At 69.0% G+C, this 14,707-nt stretch carries 19 protein-coding genes and 1 pseudogene; 7 read left to right on the forward strand and 13 right to left on the reverse strand.

The features are described from left to right. Positions 1 to 1,375 (forward strand): AMP-binding protein (locus tag VFX99_RS14615; RefSeq protein ID WP_329667023.1); only part of this gene is annotated, 1,375 nt, incomplete at its 5' end. After that, positions 1,372 to 2,340: an NAD-dependent epimerase/dehydratase family protein gene (locus VFX99_RS14620; RefSeq protein WP_329667024.1), complete on the forward strand. Its 969-nt coding sequence runs from the start codon at positions 1,372 to 1,374 to the stop codon at positions 2,338 to 2,340. The genes VFX99_RS14615 and VFX99_RS14620, both read left to right, overlap by 4 nt. Positions 2,341 to 2,405: 65 nt before the next feature. On the opposite strand, the gene VFX99_RS14625 is transcribed toward VFX99_RS14620, so the two are convergent. Beyond that, positions 2,406 to 2,729: a cupin domain-containing protein gene (locus VFX99_RS14625; RefSeq protein WP_329667025.1), complete on the reverse strand. Its 324-nt coding sequence runs from the start codon at positions 2,727 to 2,729 to the stop codon at positions 2,406 to 2,408. Positions 2,730 to 2,743: 14 nt separating this feature from the next. Beyond that, positions 2,744 to 3,322 carry a YbhB/YbcL family Raf kinase inhibitor-like protein gene (locus tag VFX99_RS14630; RefSeq protein ID WP_329667026.1) on the reverse strand — a complete coding sequence of 193 codons (579 nt, stop codon included), beginning with the start codon at positions 3,320 to 3,322 and terminating at the stop codon, positions 2,744 to 2,746. Between the two features lie 40 nt (positions 3,323 to 3,362). On the opposite strand from VFX99_RS14630, the gene VFX99_RS14635 reads away from it, so the two are divergent. Beyond that, positions 3,363 to 3,779: a nuclear transport factor 2 family protein gene (locus tag VFX99_RS14635; protein ID WP_329667027.1), complete on the forward strand. Its 417-nt coding sequence runs from the start codon at positions 3,363 to 3,365 to the stop codon at positions 3,777 to 3,779. Positions 3,780 to 3,854: 75 nt separating this feature from the next. On the opposite strand, the gene VFX99_RS14640 is transcribed toward VFX99_RS14635, so the two are convergent. Beyond that, the gene (locus VFX99_RS14640) at positions 3,855 to 4,478 is read right to left on the reverse strand and encodes a dihydrofolate reductase family protein (RefSeq protein WP_329667028.1); all 624 of its coding nucleotides are present in this window, start codon (positions 4,476 to 4,478) and stop codon (positions 3,855 to 3,857) included. A 182-nt stretch (positions 4,479 to 4,660) separates the two neighbouring features. Beyond that, a complete protein-coding gene (locus VFX99_RS14645) occupies positions 4,661 to 4,975 on the reverse strand; it encodes an Lsr2 family protein (protein WP_329667039.1) in 315 nt (104 codons plus the stop codon). A gap of 249 nt (positions 4,976 to 5,224) precedes the next feature. Here VFX99_RS14645 and VFX99_RS14650 point away from each other — a divergent pair, with 249 nt between their 5' ends. Beyond that, on the forward strand, positions 5,225 to 5,572 hold the full coding sequence (locus VFX99_RS14650; protein WP_329667029.1) for a biopolymer transporter Tol: 348 nt from the start codon (positions 5,225 to 5,227) through the stop codon (positions 5,570 to 5,572). A gap of 112 nt (positions 5,573 to 5,684) precedes the next feature. Here the strand turns inward: VFX99_RS14650 and VFX99_RS14655 are convergent, their stop codons facing one another. From VFX99_RS14655 to VFX99_RS14670, 4 genes are all read right to left on the reverse strand, one after another. After that, positions 5,685 to 7,160 carry an FAD-dependent monooxygenase gene (locus tag VFX99_RS14655; RefSeq protein WP_329667030.1) on the reverse strand — a complete coding sequence of 492 codons (1,476 nt, stop codon included), beginning with the start codon at positions 7,158 to 7,160 and terminating at the stop codon, positions 5,685 to 5,687. 5 nt (positions 7,161 to 7,165) lie between these two features. Beyond that, the gene (locus tag VFX99_RS14660) at positions 7,166 to 7,822 is read right to left on the reverse strand and encodes a VOC family protein (RefSeq protein ID WP_329667031.1); all 657 of its coding nucleotides are present in this window, start codon (positions 7,820 to 7,822) and stop codon (positions 7,166 to 7,168) included. Next, positions 7,819 to 8,499 (reverse strand): VOC family protein, encoded by a 681-nt coding sequence (locus VFX99_RS14665; RefSeq protein ID WP_329667032.1) that lies wholly within the window; start codon positions 8,497 to 8,499, stop codon positions 7,819 to 7,821. Before VFX99_RS14665 ends, VFX99_RS14660 begins: the two co-directional genes overlap by 4 nt. Positions 8,500 to 8,750: 251 nt before the next feature. Beyond that, positions 8,751 to 8,897 carry a hypothetical protein gene (locus VFX99_RS14670; RefSeq protein ID WP_329667033.1) on the reverse strand — a complete coding sequence of 49 codons (147 nt, stop codon included), beginning with the start codon at positions 8,895 to 8,897 and terminating at the stop codon, positions 8,751 to 8,753. Positions 8,898 to 9,033: 136 nt separating this feature from the next. Between VFX99_RS14670 and VFX99_RS14675 the strand changes: the two genes are divergently transcribed. Together VFX99_RS14675 and VFX99_RS14680 are read left to right on the forward strand one after the other, a co-directional pair. Beyond that, the gene (locus tag VFX99_RS14675) at positions 9,034 to 9,432 is read left to right on the forward strand and encodes a hypothetical protein (protein ID WP_329667034.1); all 399 of its coding nucleotides are present in this window, start codon (positions 9,034 to 9,036) and stop codon (positions 9,430 to 9,432) included. Positions 9,433 to 9,455: 23 nt separating this feature from the next. Beyond that, positions 9,456 to 10,139 carry an NADPH-dependent F420 reductase gene (locus tag VFX99_RS14680; RefSeq protein ID WP_329667040.1) on the forward strand — a complete coding sequence of 228 codons (684 nt, stop codon included), beginning with the start codon at positions 9,456 to 9,458 and terminating at the stop codon, positions 10,137 to 10,139. 6 nt (positions 10,140 to 10,145) lie between these two features. On the opposite strand, the gene VFX99_RS14685 is transcribed toward VFX99_RS14680, so the two are convergent. The 4 genes from VFX99_RS14685 to VFX99_RS14700 all read right to left on the reverse strand — a co-directional run bounded on the left by VFX99_RS14685 (position 10,146) and on the right by VFX99_RS14700 (position 13,216). Next, on the reverse strand, positions 10,146 to 10,559 hold the full coding sequence (locus VFX99_RS14685; RefSeq protein ID WP_329667035.1) for a hypothetical protein: 414 nt from the start codon (positions 10,557 to 10,559) through the stop codon (positions 10,146 to 10,148). A gap of 23 nt (positions 10,560 to 10,582) precedes the next feature. Next, positions 10,583 to 11,248, reverse strand: coding sequence for a class I SAM-dependent methyltransferase (locus tag VFX99_RS14690; RefSeq protein WP_329667036.1), 666 nt, complete (start codon positions 11,246 to 11,248; stop codon positions 10,583 to 10,585). 83 nt (positions 11,249 to 11,331) lie between these two features. Continuing rightward, a complete protein-coding gene (locus VFX99_RS14695; protein WP_329667037.1) occupies positions 11,332 to 12,357 on the reverse strand; it encodes an alpha/beta fold hydrolase in 1,026 nt (341 codons plus the stop codon). A gap of 82 nt (positions 12,358 to 12,439) precedes the next feature. Then, positions 12,440 to 13,216 carry an alpha/beta hydrolase gene (locus VFX99_RS14700; protein ID WP_329667038.1) on the reverse strand — a complete coding sequence of 259 codons (777 nt, stop codon included), beginning with the start codon at positions 13,214 to 13,216 and terminating at the stop codon, positions 12,440 to 12,442. Between the two features lie 471 nt (positions 13,217 to 13,687). Here VFX99_RS14700 and VFX99_RS14705 point away from each other — a divergent pair, with 471 nt between their 5' ends. After that, the gene (locus VFX99_RS14705) at positions 13,688 to 14,419 is read left to right on the forward strand and encodes a M23 family metallopeptidase (protein ID WP_329667041.1); all 732 of its coding nucleotides are present in this window, start codon (positions 13,688 to 13,690) and stop codon (positions 14,417 to 14,419) included. A gap of 32 nt (positions 14,420 to 14,451) precedes the next feature. Here the strand turns inward: VFX99_RS14705 and VFX99_RS14710 are convergent. Beyond that, positions 14,452 to 14,707: pseudogene (locus tag VFX99_RS14710) on the reverse strand (hypothetical protein); the annotation flags it as partial.

Below are 14,707 nucleotides of genomic sequence, written 5' to 3' on the forward strand. Positions count from 1 at the left end.
CGCCGTCCGCGGGTCGTGGCCGGACTTCATCATCGGCGAGACTCTGGGGCTGGCCGCCGCGCGCGCCCTGCGCTGGCCCGGCGTGCGCATCTCGGCGGCGCGGCTACCCCGAGCGGCAGCCGCGGCGCTGGGTGTCTCCCACAGCCTCAGCGAGATTCTGGACACCAGTGCGAGCGTGACGCTCCCGACCCCGCCCGGAGCCGACGACGATGCCGCGATCCTGTTCACCTCCGGATCCACCGGGCCGGCCAAGGGCGTGGCCTACACGCACGGACAGCTCGCCGCGCTCCGCGATGTGCTGGCCGCGCACTTCGACGTGACCCGAGACACCGGGCTCGTCACCGGATTCGCACCGTTCGCCCTGCTCGGTCCGGCACTCGGCACCCGCTCGGTGACGCCCGACATGGACGTGTCGTCGCCGCGGACGCTCACCGCGACCGCGGTGGCCGCCGCGGTGCGCGAATCGGACGCACGCATCGTGTTCCTCTCCCCCGCCGCGATCCTCAACGTCGTCGCCACCGCCGATGCGCTCACCCCCGACGACCGCGCCGCGCTCGCTCGAGTGCGCACATTCCTGTCCACCGGCGCCCCGATCAGCGCGCGCCTGCTCGAGTCGGCTGCGCAGCTCATGCCGAATGCCACACCGCACACCCCGTACGGGATGACCGAGTGCCTGCTGGTGACGGACGTGACGCTCGACGGTGTCCACGACGCCGCTGACGAACCCGATGCGGGCGTGTGCGTCGGGTTGCCGATCGGCTCCAACCGCGTGCTCGTGAGCGCGCTCGACGCCGAAGGCCGCGCGACCGGCGCACCGAGCGCGGAGCCTGGAGTCCTCGGCGAGATCGTCGTGTCGGCGCCCCACCTCAAGGACCACTACGACCGACTGTGGCTGACCGACCGGGAGGCCGTGCGGGACACGCAGGGCATCGCCGCCGCCGACGGCTCCGCATCGCGGACACGGTGGCACCGCACCGGAGATGTCGGTCATCTGGACGTACTCGGACGCCTGTGGATCGAAGGGCGGATGCCGCACCTCATCGTCGCCGCCGATGGACCGATCGCCCCGGTCGGCCCGGAGCAGCAGGTCGAGCGCATCGCTGCGGTGCGCCGAGCCGCCGTCGTCGGAATCGGCCCCCACGGACTGCGTCAAGCCGTGGCCGTCGTCGAAACGCTGCCGCCGACCGCGCGCGCCGACCTTGCGGATCCGCGACTTGCCCGGGCTGTGCGGAAGAGCACGAGCATCCCGCTCGTTGCCGTGCTCGCCGTGCCGCGGCTGCCAACCGACATCCGCCACAATTCGAAGATCGACCGGTCGCGGCTGTCCAGGTGGGCCGAGCGCATCCTCGACGGCCGGAAGCCCGTCGCGCCGTGATCGTACTCGTCACCGGGGCGTCCGGATTCCTCGGCCGTGCCGTCGCAGCTGAGCTCGTCTCTGCCGGCCACGAGGTGCGCACCCTGCAACGGCGGCCCTCGGCAGTCGCGGGGGCGACCGACATCCTGGGGTCGATCACGGATCCGCCGTCCATCGAGCGGGCGATCGAGGGCGCGGAAGGCGTCGTGCACCTGGCCGCCAAGGTCTCCCTCACCGGCGCGCCCGATGAATTCCGCCGGGTCAACGTCGACGGAACCCGATCGGTGCTCGGCGCGGCCGAGCGCGCCGGCGTCACCCGGTTCGTGCAGGTCTCGTCGCCCTCGGTCGCGTACGCCGGGTCCGCGCTCGCGGGCGTCGGCGCCGAGCCGGCTGACCCGTTACGCGCCCGCGGAGACTATGCCCGCACCAAGGCCGAGGCCGAGCTCGTCGCCCTCGCGCGGGATTCGGCCGCGATGCCCGTCGTGGCGGTCCGTCCGCACCTCGTCTGGGGGCCGGGCGACACGCAGTTGGTCGCCCGCATCGTGGAGCGCGCGCGGCGCGGCCGGCTGCCGCTGCTCAACGGCGGGACGGCTCTGATCGACTCGACCTACGTCGACAACGCCGCAACCGGGATCGCGGCGGCGCTCGCCCGCGCTCCGGAGGCCCACGGCAGGGCGTACGTGCTCACCAACGGCGAGCCCCGGCCGGTCGGCGACCTGCTCGCAGGCATCTGCCTCGCAGCGGGCGTACCACCGCCGCGCCGCAGCATCCCAGCCTGGCTCGGTCGCACGGCCGGGTCCGCGATCGAAAGGGTGTGGGCGATCAAGCCGGGAACGGACGAGCCGCCGATGACCCGCTTCCTCGCGGAACAGCTGTCGACGGCGCACTGGTTCGACCAGCGCGACACCCGCCGCGCCCTCGCCTGGTCGCCTACGGTGTCGATCGATGAGGGGCTCTGCCGCCTCGCAGCCGGCTACGCAGGCTGAAGAGCCTTATCCCCGTCGCAGGTCACGGGACGTGACCGGTGCCGGCTCCCGGCATCCGCGTTGCGTCATTCCAGCCATTCGGTGATGAAGCGATCGCTGGCGTGGATGTGCGTCGCGGTGTACGTGCCGTCGTCGAGCACCTCGAACCGGTGCGCGATCAGCTGCGGCACGACCAGAACCTGCCCGCCGACGCCGACCAGCTGTTCGTCGCCGACCGTGAACAGGGCACGGCCCGCGTGGATGAGGAACGTCTCGGTGTACGGATGCCGGTGCAGTCTCGGTCCGGATCCGGGCCGCGAGTTGTGCTCTCGGATGATGCTCACCTGGGAGCCGTGCAGATAGCCCTCGAAGTTCTCGTCAGGGGCGACGTCGATTGCTGCGATCGTCATCGGCGTGCGGCTCCCTACGATTCGGTGAAGGTGCCGGTGAGGGTGGCGGTTGCCAGTACGTGACCATCGATCAGCCGCAGGAACGACGCCAGTCCGGTTCTGGGCGGCGCGGTCGGGGCGGATCGATCGAGCGCGTACAGCGTGAAGACGTAGTCGTGCGTGCCGGCCGGGGGAAACGGGCCGGCGTAGGCCTCCAACTCCCGACCCACCCGGATGCCGCCGTCTTCAGCGATCTCCCCGTCCACCGGAGGAATCCCATCGACGAGCCAGTGCACGTACCCGCGCGCCACCGGATGAGTGTCCACAAGTGAGAGAGCAAGCGAACCCGCATCGGCCGGAACTGCGCTGCACGCCAGCTGCGGCACCCGATTGTCGAACCTCTTCCCGTGACGTGCTGCCAGCGCCCCGCCATCCTGGAAGTCCGTTGATGTCAAGCGCAACGTCGTGCTCCCTTCGCGATGTGTGAGGCGGCAGCGGGCCCGACCTGCCGCGCCATCCACTCTCCTGCCGCGCCACGGTCCTCGCAATACACCCGGGGACAAGCCTTTCCGGCACGATCCGCACCCAACCCGCCCTGGCTGGGTGGACCGCACAGTGGCAGGATTCCGACATCGGCGCGAAAGGAGATCATCCGTGGATTACGAGGGCGCAAAGCAGAACTTCATCTGGAATCTCAGCCGTCCGGAACCGGAAGCGTCTGAGGTCTACACCGACGATGCGGTCGTGGAGTTTCCGCAGTCGGGTGAGCGGTTCGTCGGCAAGGAGAATTTCATTCCGTGGAGATCGGCGTATCCGCTGGAGACGTATTTCGAGCTGCTCTCGGTGCGTGGAGAAGGCGACACCTGGATCATCGAGGGGCGTGCCGGCTACGAAGGCACCGAGTCGATGCCGTTCGTCGACATCCACCATTACCGAGGCGACAAGATCGATCGCGAGAGCATCTACATGGGCGGTGCTTTTCCACCGGCGGACGACCGGGTCCCTTATGCAGACCGCTCGCCGGCCGAACCCACACCGGGGCTTCCGTTCAAGATCCGGGGCGGCGGATAGGGCGGTGTATTGTCTGCCGCTCGGCGACGTCGACATCCGACACCGGGATGCCGATGACTTCGAGTGAATAGTCCATCAGTTGTAGTCCTCTCCACGGGAAGTTCCGGCAGGGGCGTTCTCCGGACGGTATGACAACACGACGGTGCTCGAGTTTTTCCACGTGCGCGCGCCGAGAAGTGTCAGGTCGATCTGCGGGAGTCCCGCGAATGCGCGATGGTCTCCGCCCACGACTTTCGGGCCGATGAGCAGATGGAGCTCATCGACGAGTCCATCGGCGAGGAGGTCGGTCCACAGGGTGCGGCTGCCGAAGACGAGGATGTCGTCTTTCTCCGTCTCGCGCAGCTTCGCCAGGTGATCATGCGATTTCGCGCGAGACACGATCTCGGTGCGGTCGATCCATATCGGTATGTCGTCGCGAGTGAGGCTGTCCGACACCACCGTGATGCCGAGGTCGCTTGCGTACCGCGAGGCGATGTAGCGGTCTTCGGGGATAGCGTCGGGGTTGTCGACCTGGTTCGGCCAGTACTGCACCATCCCCCGATAGGTCGTCGCTCCGAAGAGCAGGCGGCCGGCCGAACGCACTCGATCGGCGTTGTGCTCGGCGAAGGCGAGATCCATCGGCATCTGCGACACGTCACCTCCGGCGCCTTCGGTGTAACCGTCGATGCTCACCATGCTGCTGACGATGATCTTCGCCATGGAGTCCGCCTGTTCGTCGAAACCGCCCGGTACTCGCCCGTGGGCCCCAGCCTGCAACGCATCCGACGGGTCGATCAAGCCCTGAACCGGGAAACGCGGTTCCGCCGCCCGTGGGCGCGAATGTCGATCATCGCGCCGGCGAACAACGTCGCTCGCGAACGATGCCTACAGCGAGGGCGACGTCACCGGTTTGTGTATTGGTCGCGCACATTGCGAGGAATGCGACCCCGGGCGGATATCTCGATTCCATTCTCGGCAGCCCAAGCGCGCACCGCCGCTGCGTCTTCGTCGCTCTGCGCCTTGGAACGCCGGTTCCCTCCTCGGCTGGTCGAGTGCGCTGCGCCGATGAACGGAGACAGTGCCGCCTCCAGCGCGTCACGATTCTTCGGCGCGAGGTCGATTTCGTACGTCACTCCCCCATACGTGAATGTCACCGTCTCGGCACTTTCGGAACCGTCGATGTCATCGACGACGCTGACGACAGTTTTTGTAGCCATTCTTGCCTCCCTTGGCGTGGCGAATGGAGCGTTCCTCGGGAACCCGCCTTCGGGGGCGGGTTGGAACGACTCCAACGGGCGCGGATTCGGGTCCGCGCCAAGTCAGACACTAATACGCTTTGGCCGCGTTACACATGAATTGCACGAGGAAAATCCCGCATCGCGCGTCACCATTGCCGGAGTGCGGTGCCGGAACGGCTTTTGCTCCTCCTCCGGCCCGCATAAGCCCGCCGGGGCTAGCGTCGGAATGTGCCCCAGAACGAGCAGCCTTCCACCCCGTCGACGGACGCCGAGCGATGGCTCGTGGTGAACGGCCGCCGGTGGCGGCGTACCGATCCCTCGTTGCCGGATGACGTCGTCGAGCGGCTGAAGTCGCACCTCGGTCGCGGTAGGTCGGGAGTGCGAGCAGCGAAGCGAAGCGACGACGCGGAGGCCGTCGCCGCTGCCCGGCGGCTGGTCGGCATCGCCAAACACGGGCTGGGCGAGCGCGGCCCGTACTGGTGGGATTCGCCCCAGTCGGACCGCCTCGAACGAGCGCACGACGCACTTCGACAGCTCGACGCTCTGGACGGCGACCCGACGCCTCCGAGTGCTTGACTTTCTGCTGCGGCATGGCGCGGGATCGCTTTTGTTCGCCGGCCTGGTCCTCGGACTGCTGCTGTTCAGCTTGTCGCTCGGAATCGTTGCATCCGTATCGTCGTGGTGGCGTCTAAACCGAGTCCGGTGACGGCGCCGTTGCCGGTCCGAACCAACGCGTCAGCGCATCGGCGAGCGGTTCGTCGGCTCCGTTCTCGACCCAGGCGACGTGACCGTCGGGTCGGATGAGCACCGCCGTCGGCGACGGTACTTCGCCAAGCGCCGGCACGTCCCAGGCGCCGGCGAATGCCGCGTCCACCATGCGCACCCGGTCCGCCCATGGCGAGATGTCGATCCGCTGCGGAGTGGCGAAGTTGATCAGCAGCGGTTGAGCCTCGTGGAGCAGCTGGTAGACCCGTGTGGGACCTGCTTCGGAGTCCAGGTCGAGGTCCGGCATCCGTCGTCCGATCAGGGGGTGCCCTCCTCCGAGGTCATACGCGATGTCCAGTCCGTGGATTCGCGCGGCAAGCCTCGTGCGAGCAGCGGGCGTCATCAGGATGTCGTCGATGGCGTCGCTCAGCGCGGCGGTGCGCGGGTCGGCCCGCTGCAGGACCGTCTGAGCCATCGACAGCTGCAGCGCCCGCGCGCCAGCAGGGTGACGCTCGGCGTGGTAGGTGTCCAGCAGCGCGGGCGGCGAGATGTCCTTCACCGCCTGAGCGAGCTTCCACCCCAGATTGACGGCATCCTGGATCGCCAATCCGATCCCCTGCCCGCCGGCGGGATAGTGGATGTGCGCGGCGTCGCCGGCGAGGAGGATTCGCCCGCTGCGGTACGCGGCGGCCTGCCGGGTGGCATCGGTGAACCGCGAGATCCACGTCGGGCTGTGGATGCCGAAGTCGGTTCCGAAGACCGAGGTGAGTGCGCTGCTGAGATCAGCGAGAGTCGGTTCCTCCGACCCCCCGATCTGCCGTTCCGTCGTGACCACCCGGTACATCCGTCCGCCGGGCATCGGATGCAGCCCATGCACACCGGTCTCGTCCTGGCGCATGCCCGATGGCGGATCCTGCGTGACTTCGACCTCGGCGATCAGGTTGCTGCGCGTCGCATCCCATCCCGGAAAATCGATCCCGGCCGCCTTGCGGACCACACTGCGACCTCCGTCCGCGCCGACGAGATACTTCGCCCGCATGGTCCGACCGTCCGCCGACTCGGCGTCGACGCCCTCCGCATCCTGGACGACGCCGGTCACGTCTCGGCCGCGCTCGACCTGGACGCCGAGCGCTTCGATCCAGTTCCGGAGGATCGGCTCGATCCGGTTCTGCCACAGAGCCAGGCCGTACGGATGCCGCGTCGGAAAGTCGCTGATGTCCAGCGTGGTCGAACCGAATCTGGCGGTCTGCGTGATCTGCCCTTCGGCGAGGAAGCGGTCGGCGATCCCGCGGGAGTCCAGAATCTCGATCGTGCGCGCGTGGAAACCACCCGCGCGGGAACCCACGAGATCTGCTGTGGAGCGGCGCTCCACGACGGTCACCTCCACGTCCGCCAGTGCCAGTTCGCCGGCCACCATCATGCCTGCCGGCCCGCCGCCGACGACGATCACGTCAGTCATGGCCGTCATCCGCGCCGAGCGGCGCCGTCCGGCCACGCCGCGATGCAGACCCGGTTGCCCGCGGCATCCGACAGGATCCAGGATGCCGGTGCTTCGTCGTCGACGATGACTCGACCGCCCGCACCGAGCGCCGCCGAAACGCGGGCCTCGGCCTGTTCGCGCGGCACCGACACGTCGATGTGCATGGCATGCCCCAGATCCTTCTCGTCGCTGAGGCCCTGCATCCAGACGGTCGAGCCGTGCCCCAACGGGTCGATGGCGTTGTCGTCCGAGGCGGGCGCGTAGCCGAGGACCGCCCGCCAGAATCCGACGTCGCTCTGGTCTGGTTTGGCTGCGACGGCAAGCTGGACCTCAGATGCCGCCGCCCGAGTCGGTGTCGCACCGCAGGCCCGGGCGACTGCGGAGATCTGCTGCGCGAGACGGACGTGGAGCGCCTCGAGCTGCCACATGTCACGCGTCAATCGGATGCCGAGTCGGCGCGCGGTCATGGTGAGCACCACGCCCGCATCGGTCGCATCGGGAAGGGCGATCACCCGCTCCGCCAGCTCCGCGGCATCGGCCAGCGACCGTGTCTCGAAGACCGCTGTCGCGCCACCGTGCAGCACGACCCAATCCTCCAGACCGCTGGAGGAGAGGAAATCCCGCCAGCCCTGTTCGCTCATGCGTCCGTCGCCTCGAGAGATGTCTGCTCGCCAGGGGCGGCGCCGTCGGGCCAGGCGGCGACGCACACCCGATTGCCCGCCCGATCGGCCAGGATCCACGCCGCCGGGGCCTCGTCGCCCACGACCACTCGGCCACCGGCCGCCACGGCCGCGTCCACACGCGCTTGTGCGTGCTCCCGCGCGACCGATACGTCGACATGCATTGCGTGCCGGATTCTGGAGCCATCGAGCGGTTGCATCCAGACGGTGGAGCTCTGCCCCAGCGGGTGGACGGCATTGTCTTCGGCCAACGGCTCGTACCCCAGCACCGCTCGCCAGAATCCGACGTTCACGTCGTCCGGCTCAGCGGCAACCGCCACCTGCACCTCGTGCACGGCGGACCGATCCGCGACGGCACCGCGCGCTCGCGCGATGGCTGAGATCTGCCGGGCCAGGTCGACGTGCCGCGCTTCGATCCGGAAGACGCCGCGCGTCAGCCGCACCGACAGCCGGTCGCCGCTGATCGTCAGGATCACGTCCGTCGGGTGGGCCTCCGGCAGCGCCGCCACCTCGCGCGCGAGACCGGCCGCCGCACGCGACGAACCGACCGCGAAGACCGCGGCCGCACCGCCGTGGGTGACGACCCAATCCTCGAGGCCGTCGGAGGCGAGGAACGCCCGCCAGCCCTGCTCGCTCATGCCAGCACGATACGCCCGAGCGCCGACGCGATCACACCACCGCCCGCGGGACGGTGCAAGGGTATTGCCGGGCGAGGGGAGGATCCTCAGGCCGTGGCACGCTCCCGGTCATGCCTCGCGCCCGGCGCAGACGTCTCGACCCGTGCGCTGGACGTGTCATCGCTGGATTCGGTGGCGGCGCTCCTGGTCGGCGCGTTGCGCAGTCGCGCCGGCCGACCAGGGCTGAGCCGATGGCTCGGCGCCCGACGGCGCTAGCGGTTCTTGACCCTGGTGACGGCGTCGGTGTTCGCAGCGCGATCGTTCGCGGCCTTCTTGTCGGCCTTCGCGGTGCGCTTCTCTTTGAGGGTCTTGGCCGGCGCTGTCTTGCCGCCCTCTTTGCGTGTGGACTTCTCACCCATGGTCGTGCTCCTCTGAGAGCCACGGTGACCCTGTGTGGCTGACGTTACACGTCGCCGACACGCGCAGCGTGCGGCGAGAGGAGACAAGGATCCCGAACAGGTGTGGGATGTCGGCAAGCCGTGCCACGATTCACGCATGACGCGCTATGCCATCGATGCGGTAATCGCCCTTCGCCTCATCCGTGACGGATCGGACGCCGATCGCCGCCACCAGCTCGTCGCCCCGTCGCTCCTGCGGTCGCAGGCACTGTCTCTGCTGTACCGGGACGTGCGTGCGGGCGAGCTCACCGAAACGGCCGGCCGCCGGCAGCTCGAGGCGGTGGCGACGATGAAGGTCCGATTGCTCGGAGACCGAGTCTCGCGAGCCACCGCTTGGAAGATCGCCGCCGAACTCGGCTGGGACGACGTCGGTGCTTCCGAATATCTCGCCGTGGCATCCCTGCAAGCCGACGCCCTCGTCACCGACGACGATGCCCTCGCCTCGTCCGCAGCGGGTATCGTCCGCGTCGCCCCCTATCAGGAGCTTGCACCATAGCCGACACGAGGCCGGCGATCGGAATCCTCGGTGCCGGCCGGCTCGGGAAGGTCCTCGCGCGGCTCGCCGCCGGGGCCGGATACCCGGTGTTCATCGCGGGATCCGGCGATCCGAGCCGAGTCTCGCTCGCGGTGGACGACCTCGCCGGGGCGGTGGAGCCCACCACCGCCGGAGATGCGGCAAGACGCGCCGAGATCGTCATCCTCGCCCTGCCGCTGGGCAGGTATCGAACGCTTCCCGCGGACGCCTTGGCCGGCAAACTCGTGATCGACGCCACGAACTACTGGTGGGAGGTCGACGGATTCCCCGCCGAATTCACCGATCCGCTGACCTCGAGCAGCGAGTTCGTGCGCGATCACCTGCCGAGGTCACGTGTCGTGAAGGCCTTCAACCACATGGGCTACGCCGACCTCGCAGACGAGGCGCGCCCGTCCGGTCACGCCGCGCGAAAGGCCATCGGAATCGCCGGAGACGACGTCGACGACCTGGCCATCGTCGCCCGCCTGGTCGACGATCTCGGCTTCGATCCGGTCGCCGTCGGGACACTCGCCGACGGGGTCAGATTGGAGCCCGGCACCGACCCGTTCGGCGCCGACGTCGGCGCGGCAGAGCTCAGGGCGATGGTGGACGGGTTCCCCCGCTCGCAGCGCGGCATCCGCAGGGCCGCCGCGCTGGCGGCGAAGACCGCTGCCCACCCCGCCGAGTGAGCGCCTCTAGACCAACGGCTGTTCCGGACCCTCGACCTGGGACTCGATCCAGATCGGCAGGTCTCTGGTGCCTCGCGCTCGCATCCGCAACTGGAAGTTGTGGGAGAGCGCCTGCAGGACGTCGTACGGCTCGACGTCGTGGACGATGAATTCGGTTGCGGGGATCACTCCGCCGTTTTCCGCGGCGATCTTGGGGAACACGTCGGCGGCTTCGGGAATCAGGTCCCGCTGCATCGCGACCACCCGGAGGTGGTGACCTCGCTCGCCGCCGCCGATCTCGAACCCGACGATCAGCCACTTCTCACTGTCCAACCCGGCGAGCTCCGCCAGGTCGGTCGACCGCCACTGATTGAGCTGCGCCGTGCCGTTCCAGTCCGGAAAGGTGACCTCGGCTGCACGCCAGACAAATCCCTCGTCCATATCCCGAGCGTAGCCATGCCTCCCTACGCCCGCGCGGTGCCCGCGATGTGGGTGTTGAACGGGAGGAATGGGGAGTGGAGGCGGTAGCGCTCCACTGCGACGCTCTGGAACCCCGCGGCGCGCACAGCCGTCTCGAGGTCGCGTTCGCACGAGCAGCCTTCGAAAGTCCAGGCCCACGGACGGCGGAGGATGCGCTGCGCGGTGCGCGTCGGTGTGCCGTCCTCGGCCACGACGTGCTCCAGGAATCGGAATGTCCCGCCCGGGCGCAGGATGCGCCGGACTTCCGCGAGCACGGCACCCGGATCCTGCACCGAGCAGAGCACCAGCGACGAGATCACGCATTCGACGCTGTCATCGGGCAGGCCGGTCGCTTCGGCCATGCGCTCGCGCAGGTCGAGCTGCACCCCTCGCCGGTGCGCGGCATCTTGCAACAGGGCGTGCATGTGGCGGTTCGGCTCGATGGCGACGAGAGTGCCGCCGACGGGCAGGTACCGGAGGTTGGCCCCGACACCGGGCCCGATCTCGACGACCTCGGGCGGAAGCTCCGCGAAGATCCGCTGCTTGCGCGGATGGAGGGTGTGCTCCATGTACGGGTCCATCACGCGGAAGAACGCCGCGTTGAAGCGACCTCGGAAAGCATGCTGTTCGAATCCGGTCTCGGGCGGGGTGAGGATCGTCGTCTCGCTCATGTCTGCTCCAGCGGCGTGTGGGTGGTCGATGACACCAGGATGGAGGCCTGCTCCCCGTATTTCAGGCGTGGAACTACCTCACTTCACTCCGCCGGGTCGCTCTCGCGGGAGGCGTACCACGCCGCAATCTGAGCCCGGGTGCTGAAGCCGAGGCGCAGCCGGATCCGCTCGACATGGCCCTCAGCGGACCGCTCGTCGATGCCGAGCCGCGCGGCGATTTCGCGGTTTGTGCGCCCTTCGCTGACCAGCGCCGCGACTTCGGTCTGCCGAGGCGTCAGCGCCCGTGGCGACCGCGGCAGGCTGCGCAGGCCGAGGAATCGGCGGATCGGTGCAACGACGGCATCCGCATCGCCGGCATACGGCAGGTGCGACCGCCCCGGCAGCACCACGAGGTGCGCTCCCGGGATGCCTTCGGCGAGCGACTCTGCCTGCGCGACGGGGGCCGCGCGGTCTTGTGCCCGATGCACCACGAGCGCCGGCGCGCGCACGCGCGCGAGCATATCCCTGACATCGAGCGTGTAGCTCAGCGCCAGCAGCGCCCGGGCGGTGGCCGCGGTCGAGCTGGCCCTCTGGTAGCGACCGAAGTCCTTCCGCGCCGACCCGGAAGCGTCGGGGGCGAAGATCTCGGTCAGCACGTCCGAGCCCAGGCCCCAGTGCGCCTCCACCAGCGCGAGGACGTGATCGCGCGCGCTGGGCGGCGAGATGTCAGCGCCGGACACCCAGCCGCCGTAGAGCACGAGTCGCCGAACGGTCTCGGGATGCGCCGCAGCCCACGCCACCGCGACGAGCGCACCCATCGAAGTGCCGACCACGTCGAAGTGCTCGCAACCGAGCGTCCCCGCGACCGCGGCAAGCTGCTCCAGTTCGAACTCCAGGGACGGCGCTCGATCGGATGCTGCCGACAACCCGCATCCGGCACGGTCGTAGCGCACGAGCCGGCAGCCTGTCGCGAGACTCTCGTAGAAGCTCCGCTCCTGCGGCTGGTCCCAGCTGAGCTGCAGATGACTGAGCCAGCCGCTCACGTACAGCACCGGGCGACCGTCTCCGACCGAGGAGTACGCGAGATCCGTACCATCGGTCGTGATCACGTGACCAATGCGCTGCCGCACGGGTCCATTATGGCGACGGGCGAGCCGCGTCGAGGCGGCTGAGGCGCAACCGCGCACGGGCCGCTGCGACCCGGGTGTGCGGTCAGCTCGCGCGCTCGCGCACGACTCGCGCGGTCGCCGCCGGATCGGGGCGGTGCATGACCGATTCGGGCACGATCACGAGTTCAGCGTGATCGATCGCTTCGACGAGCCGATCGGCCGCCGTCACGAGCACGGGAAAGGTCTGTTCCCCGCGCAGCACGGTCACCGGCTGCGGCACGGTCAGCATTTCGGGGGTCGGCGTGGAGACCTCCCGGGCCAGGAGCGTGTCGTAAACGGTCGACTGTCCGAGCGGCACGAGTCGCTCGAACTGATCGCTCGCCCGGATCTGATCGACCATCTCCTTGGGCAGGCCGACGCCTTCCAACTGGAACGTCACCACCGCTTGCGCGGCGTCGCCTTGATCGACCAGACCCTGCAGCCTCTCGGCGAGATCGTCCGCGGGCTCATCCACGCCGAAGCGGAACGGAGGCTCGGACAGGAACAGCGCTTCGATCGGCACGCCGCGCGACGCTGCGTAGAGCGCGAGGATGGATCCCGAGGAGTGACCCAGGACGGTGGCGTTCCCGCCGACCGCGTCGATCACGGCTGCGAGGTCGTCGACCTCGCGCTGCGGAGTCGATCCCCGCGCGTCGCCGCTGGAGCCCCGAGCTCGGCGATCCCACGTGACCGCTCGAAACCCCTCGTCGGCAAGGCCTGCCGCGAGTGCTGCCGCGTCGGATGCCGTCGAGAGAGCGCCTCCGATGATGACGACGACCGGTCCCTCCCCCACCTGCTCGTAAGCGATCGACGTGCCGTCTGCGGAATCCACGATGTTCATGCCGACACGAAACCACGGACGCGAGGGCTCCGACAAGACCGGTGAGGTCGCCGCGTCCAGGACTCTGCCAGGTTGGCACCGTGACAGATTCGTTACATACGGGTAGCTTGAGAGGGTCCACAGGCGGAAGACCCGCCGTCGGACTCCGCGCGGATCGCCTCTCAGGCTCGTCGTCCGCGTGGTTGAACGGCAGACCGTGCCCCGACACGAATGCTGACGAGCCAGTGCCTCGGCGCGGAGGTGCCGGAGGAGCTTTTGGCTGAAGACTACGATTCGCTCGCGCGCAACCCCCGAAGCGACGAGACACGTGTGACTCGCCGTGACGCCCGCGAACGAACCTCCCCCCCACCCCTGGTCAAGCGTGGAACGGCTGTCGCCTCACGGACCGACGTCATCCGGTCGAGCCGTGCGCCGTCGGCACCGTCCGCACGGCGGAAGGCCAAACCGCTGCGGAGTCTGGTCGTGCTGACGATGGTCGGCGGCCTGATCGCGACGGTCGCCCTGCCCGCCTACGGCGCCTGGCGGCCCACCGAGGATGCCGTCACACTCCAGCAGGTCGCTGCCGACGACGCCCAGTCGCTGCTGGTGAGCTCCGACTCCACGAGCGCTGATCTGACGCGGGACAGCTACTCGGCGACGACGCCGGACGAGATCGCGAAGAAGAAGGCAGAAGAGGCGGCCGCAGCGGCCGCTGCGGCGGCTGCCGCCGCTGCTGCCGCAGCCGCGGAGGCAGCGGCGGAGCGAGCGCGCCAGACGACGAACGTGTCGGCCGGCCTCCCGCTGAACATGGCCCTCGTATCACCGGGGAGCGGCGAGGTGCGCTGGCCGATCCTGAACTTCACCCTCGGCCGCGGCCTGTGGGATTCCGGCTACCACCAGGGCGTCGACCTGCTCGCGTCCTGCGGTGAGCCGCTCTACTCCGCCGCGGCGGGCAACGTCAGCGTCTCGCAGGAGAGCTACGGCGGCTACGGGGTCGCCGTGTCCATCGACCATCAGCTGGGCGGACAGTCGGTCAACACCCTGTACGGGCACATGACCTACGGGAGTCGCCAGGTTTCCGCCGGGCAGTACGTCGAGGCAGGTCAGCTGATCGGTTTCGTCGGCTCGACCGGAAGCTCGACCGCTTGCCACGTGCACTTCGAGGTCCACATCAACGGGGGCGTCGTCGACCCGTGGGCCTGGCTGCAGGCCAACGCCAGCTGACCCTGTCGAAGCTGGGAAAAGTCGCAGCCCGTCTACGGACGGCCTGCGTCCGCGGCGCCGGCGTCATCGAGTTCGCGCCGCAGGTACTTCGGAGCCTGGACGCGCCACGCCTCGGTGACGAGCTCGGCCAGATGGTCGTCGTCGATGCCCGCCATGCGGAACGCGACCTTGGGCTCGCCCCAGGGCGTGGTGGTGCGCAGGAACACGTCGGGTGCCATTTCGACGAGCGCGAGTGCATCAAGGAGGTCGCCGACTTTTACGCCGACGACCGATTCGGCCGCCACGATC

The sequence above is a fragment of the Microbacterium sp. genome, from assembly GCF_036277215.1.
In the GTDB taxonomy this organism is placed as follows: domain Bacteria; phylum Actinomycetota; class Actinomycetes; order Actinomycetales; family Microbacteriaceae; genus Microbacterium.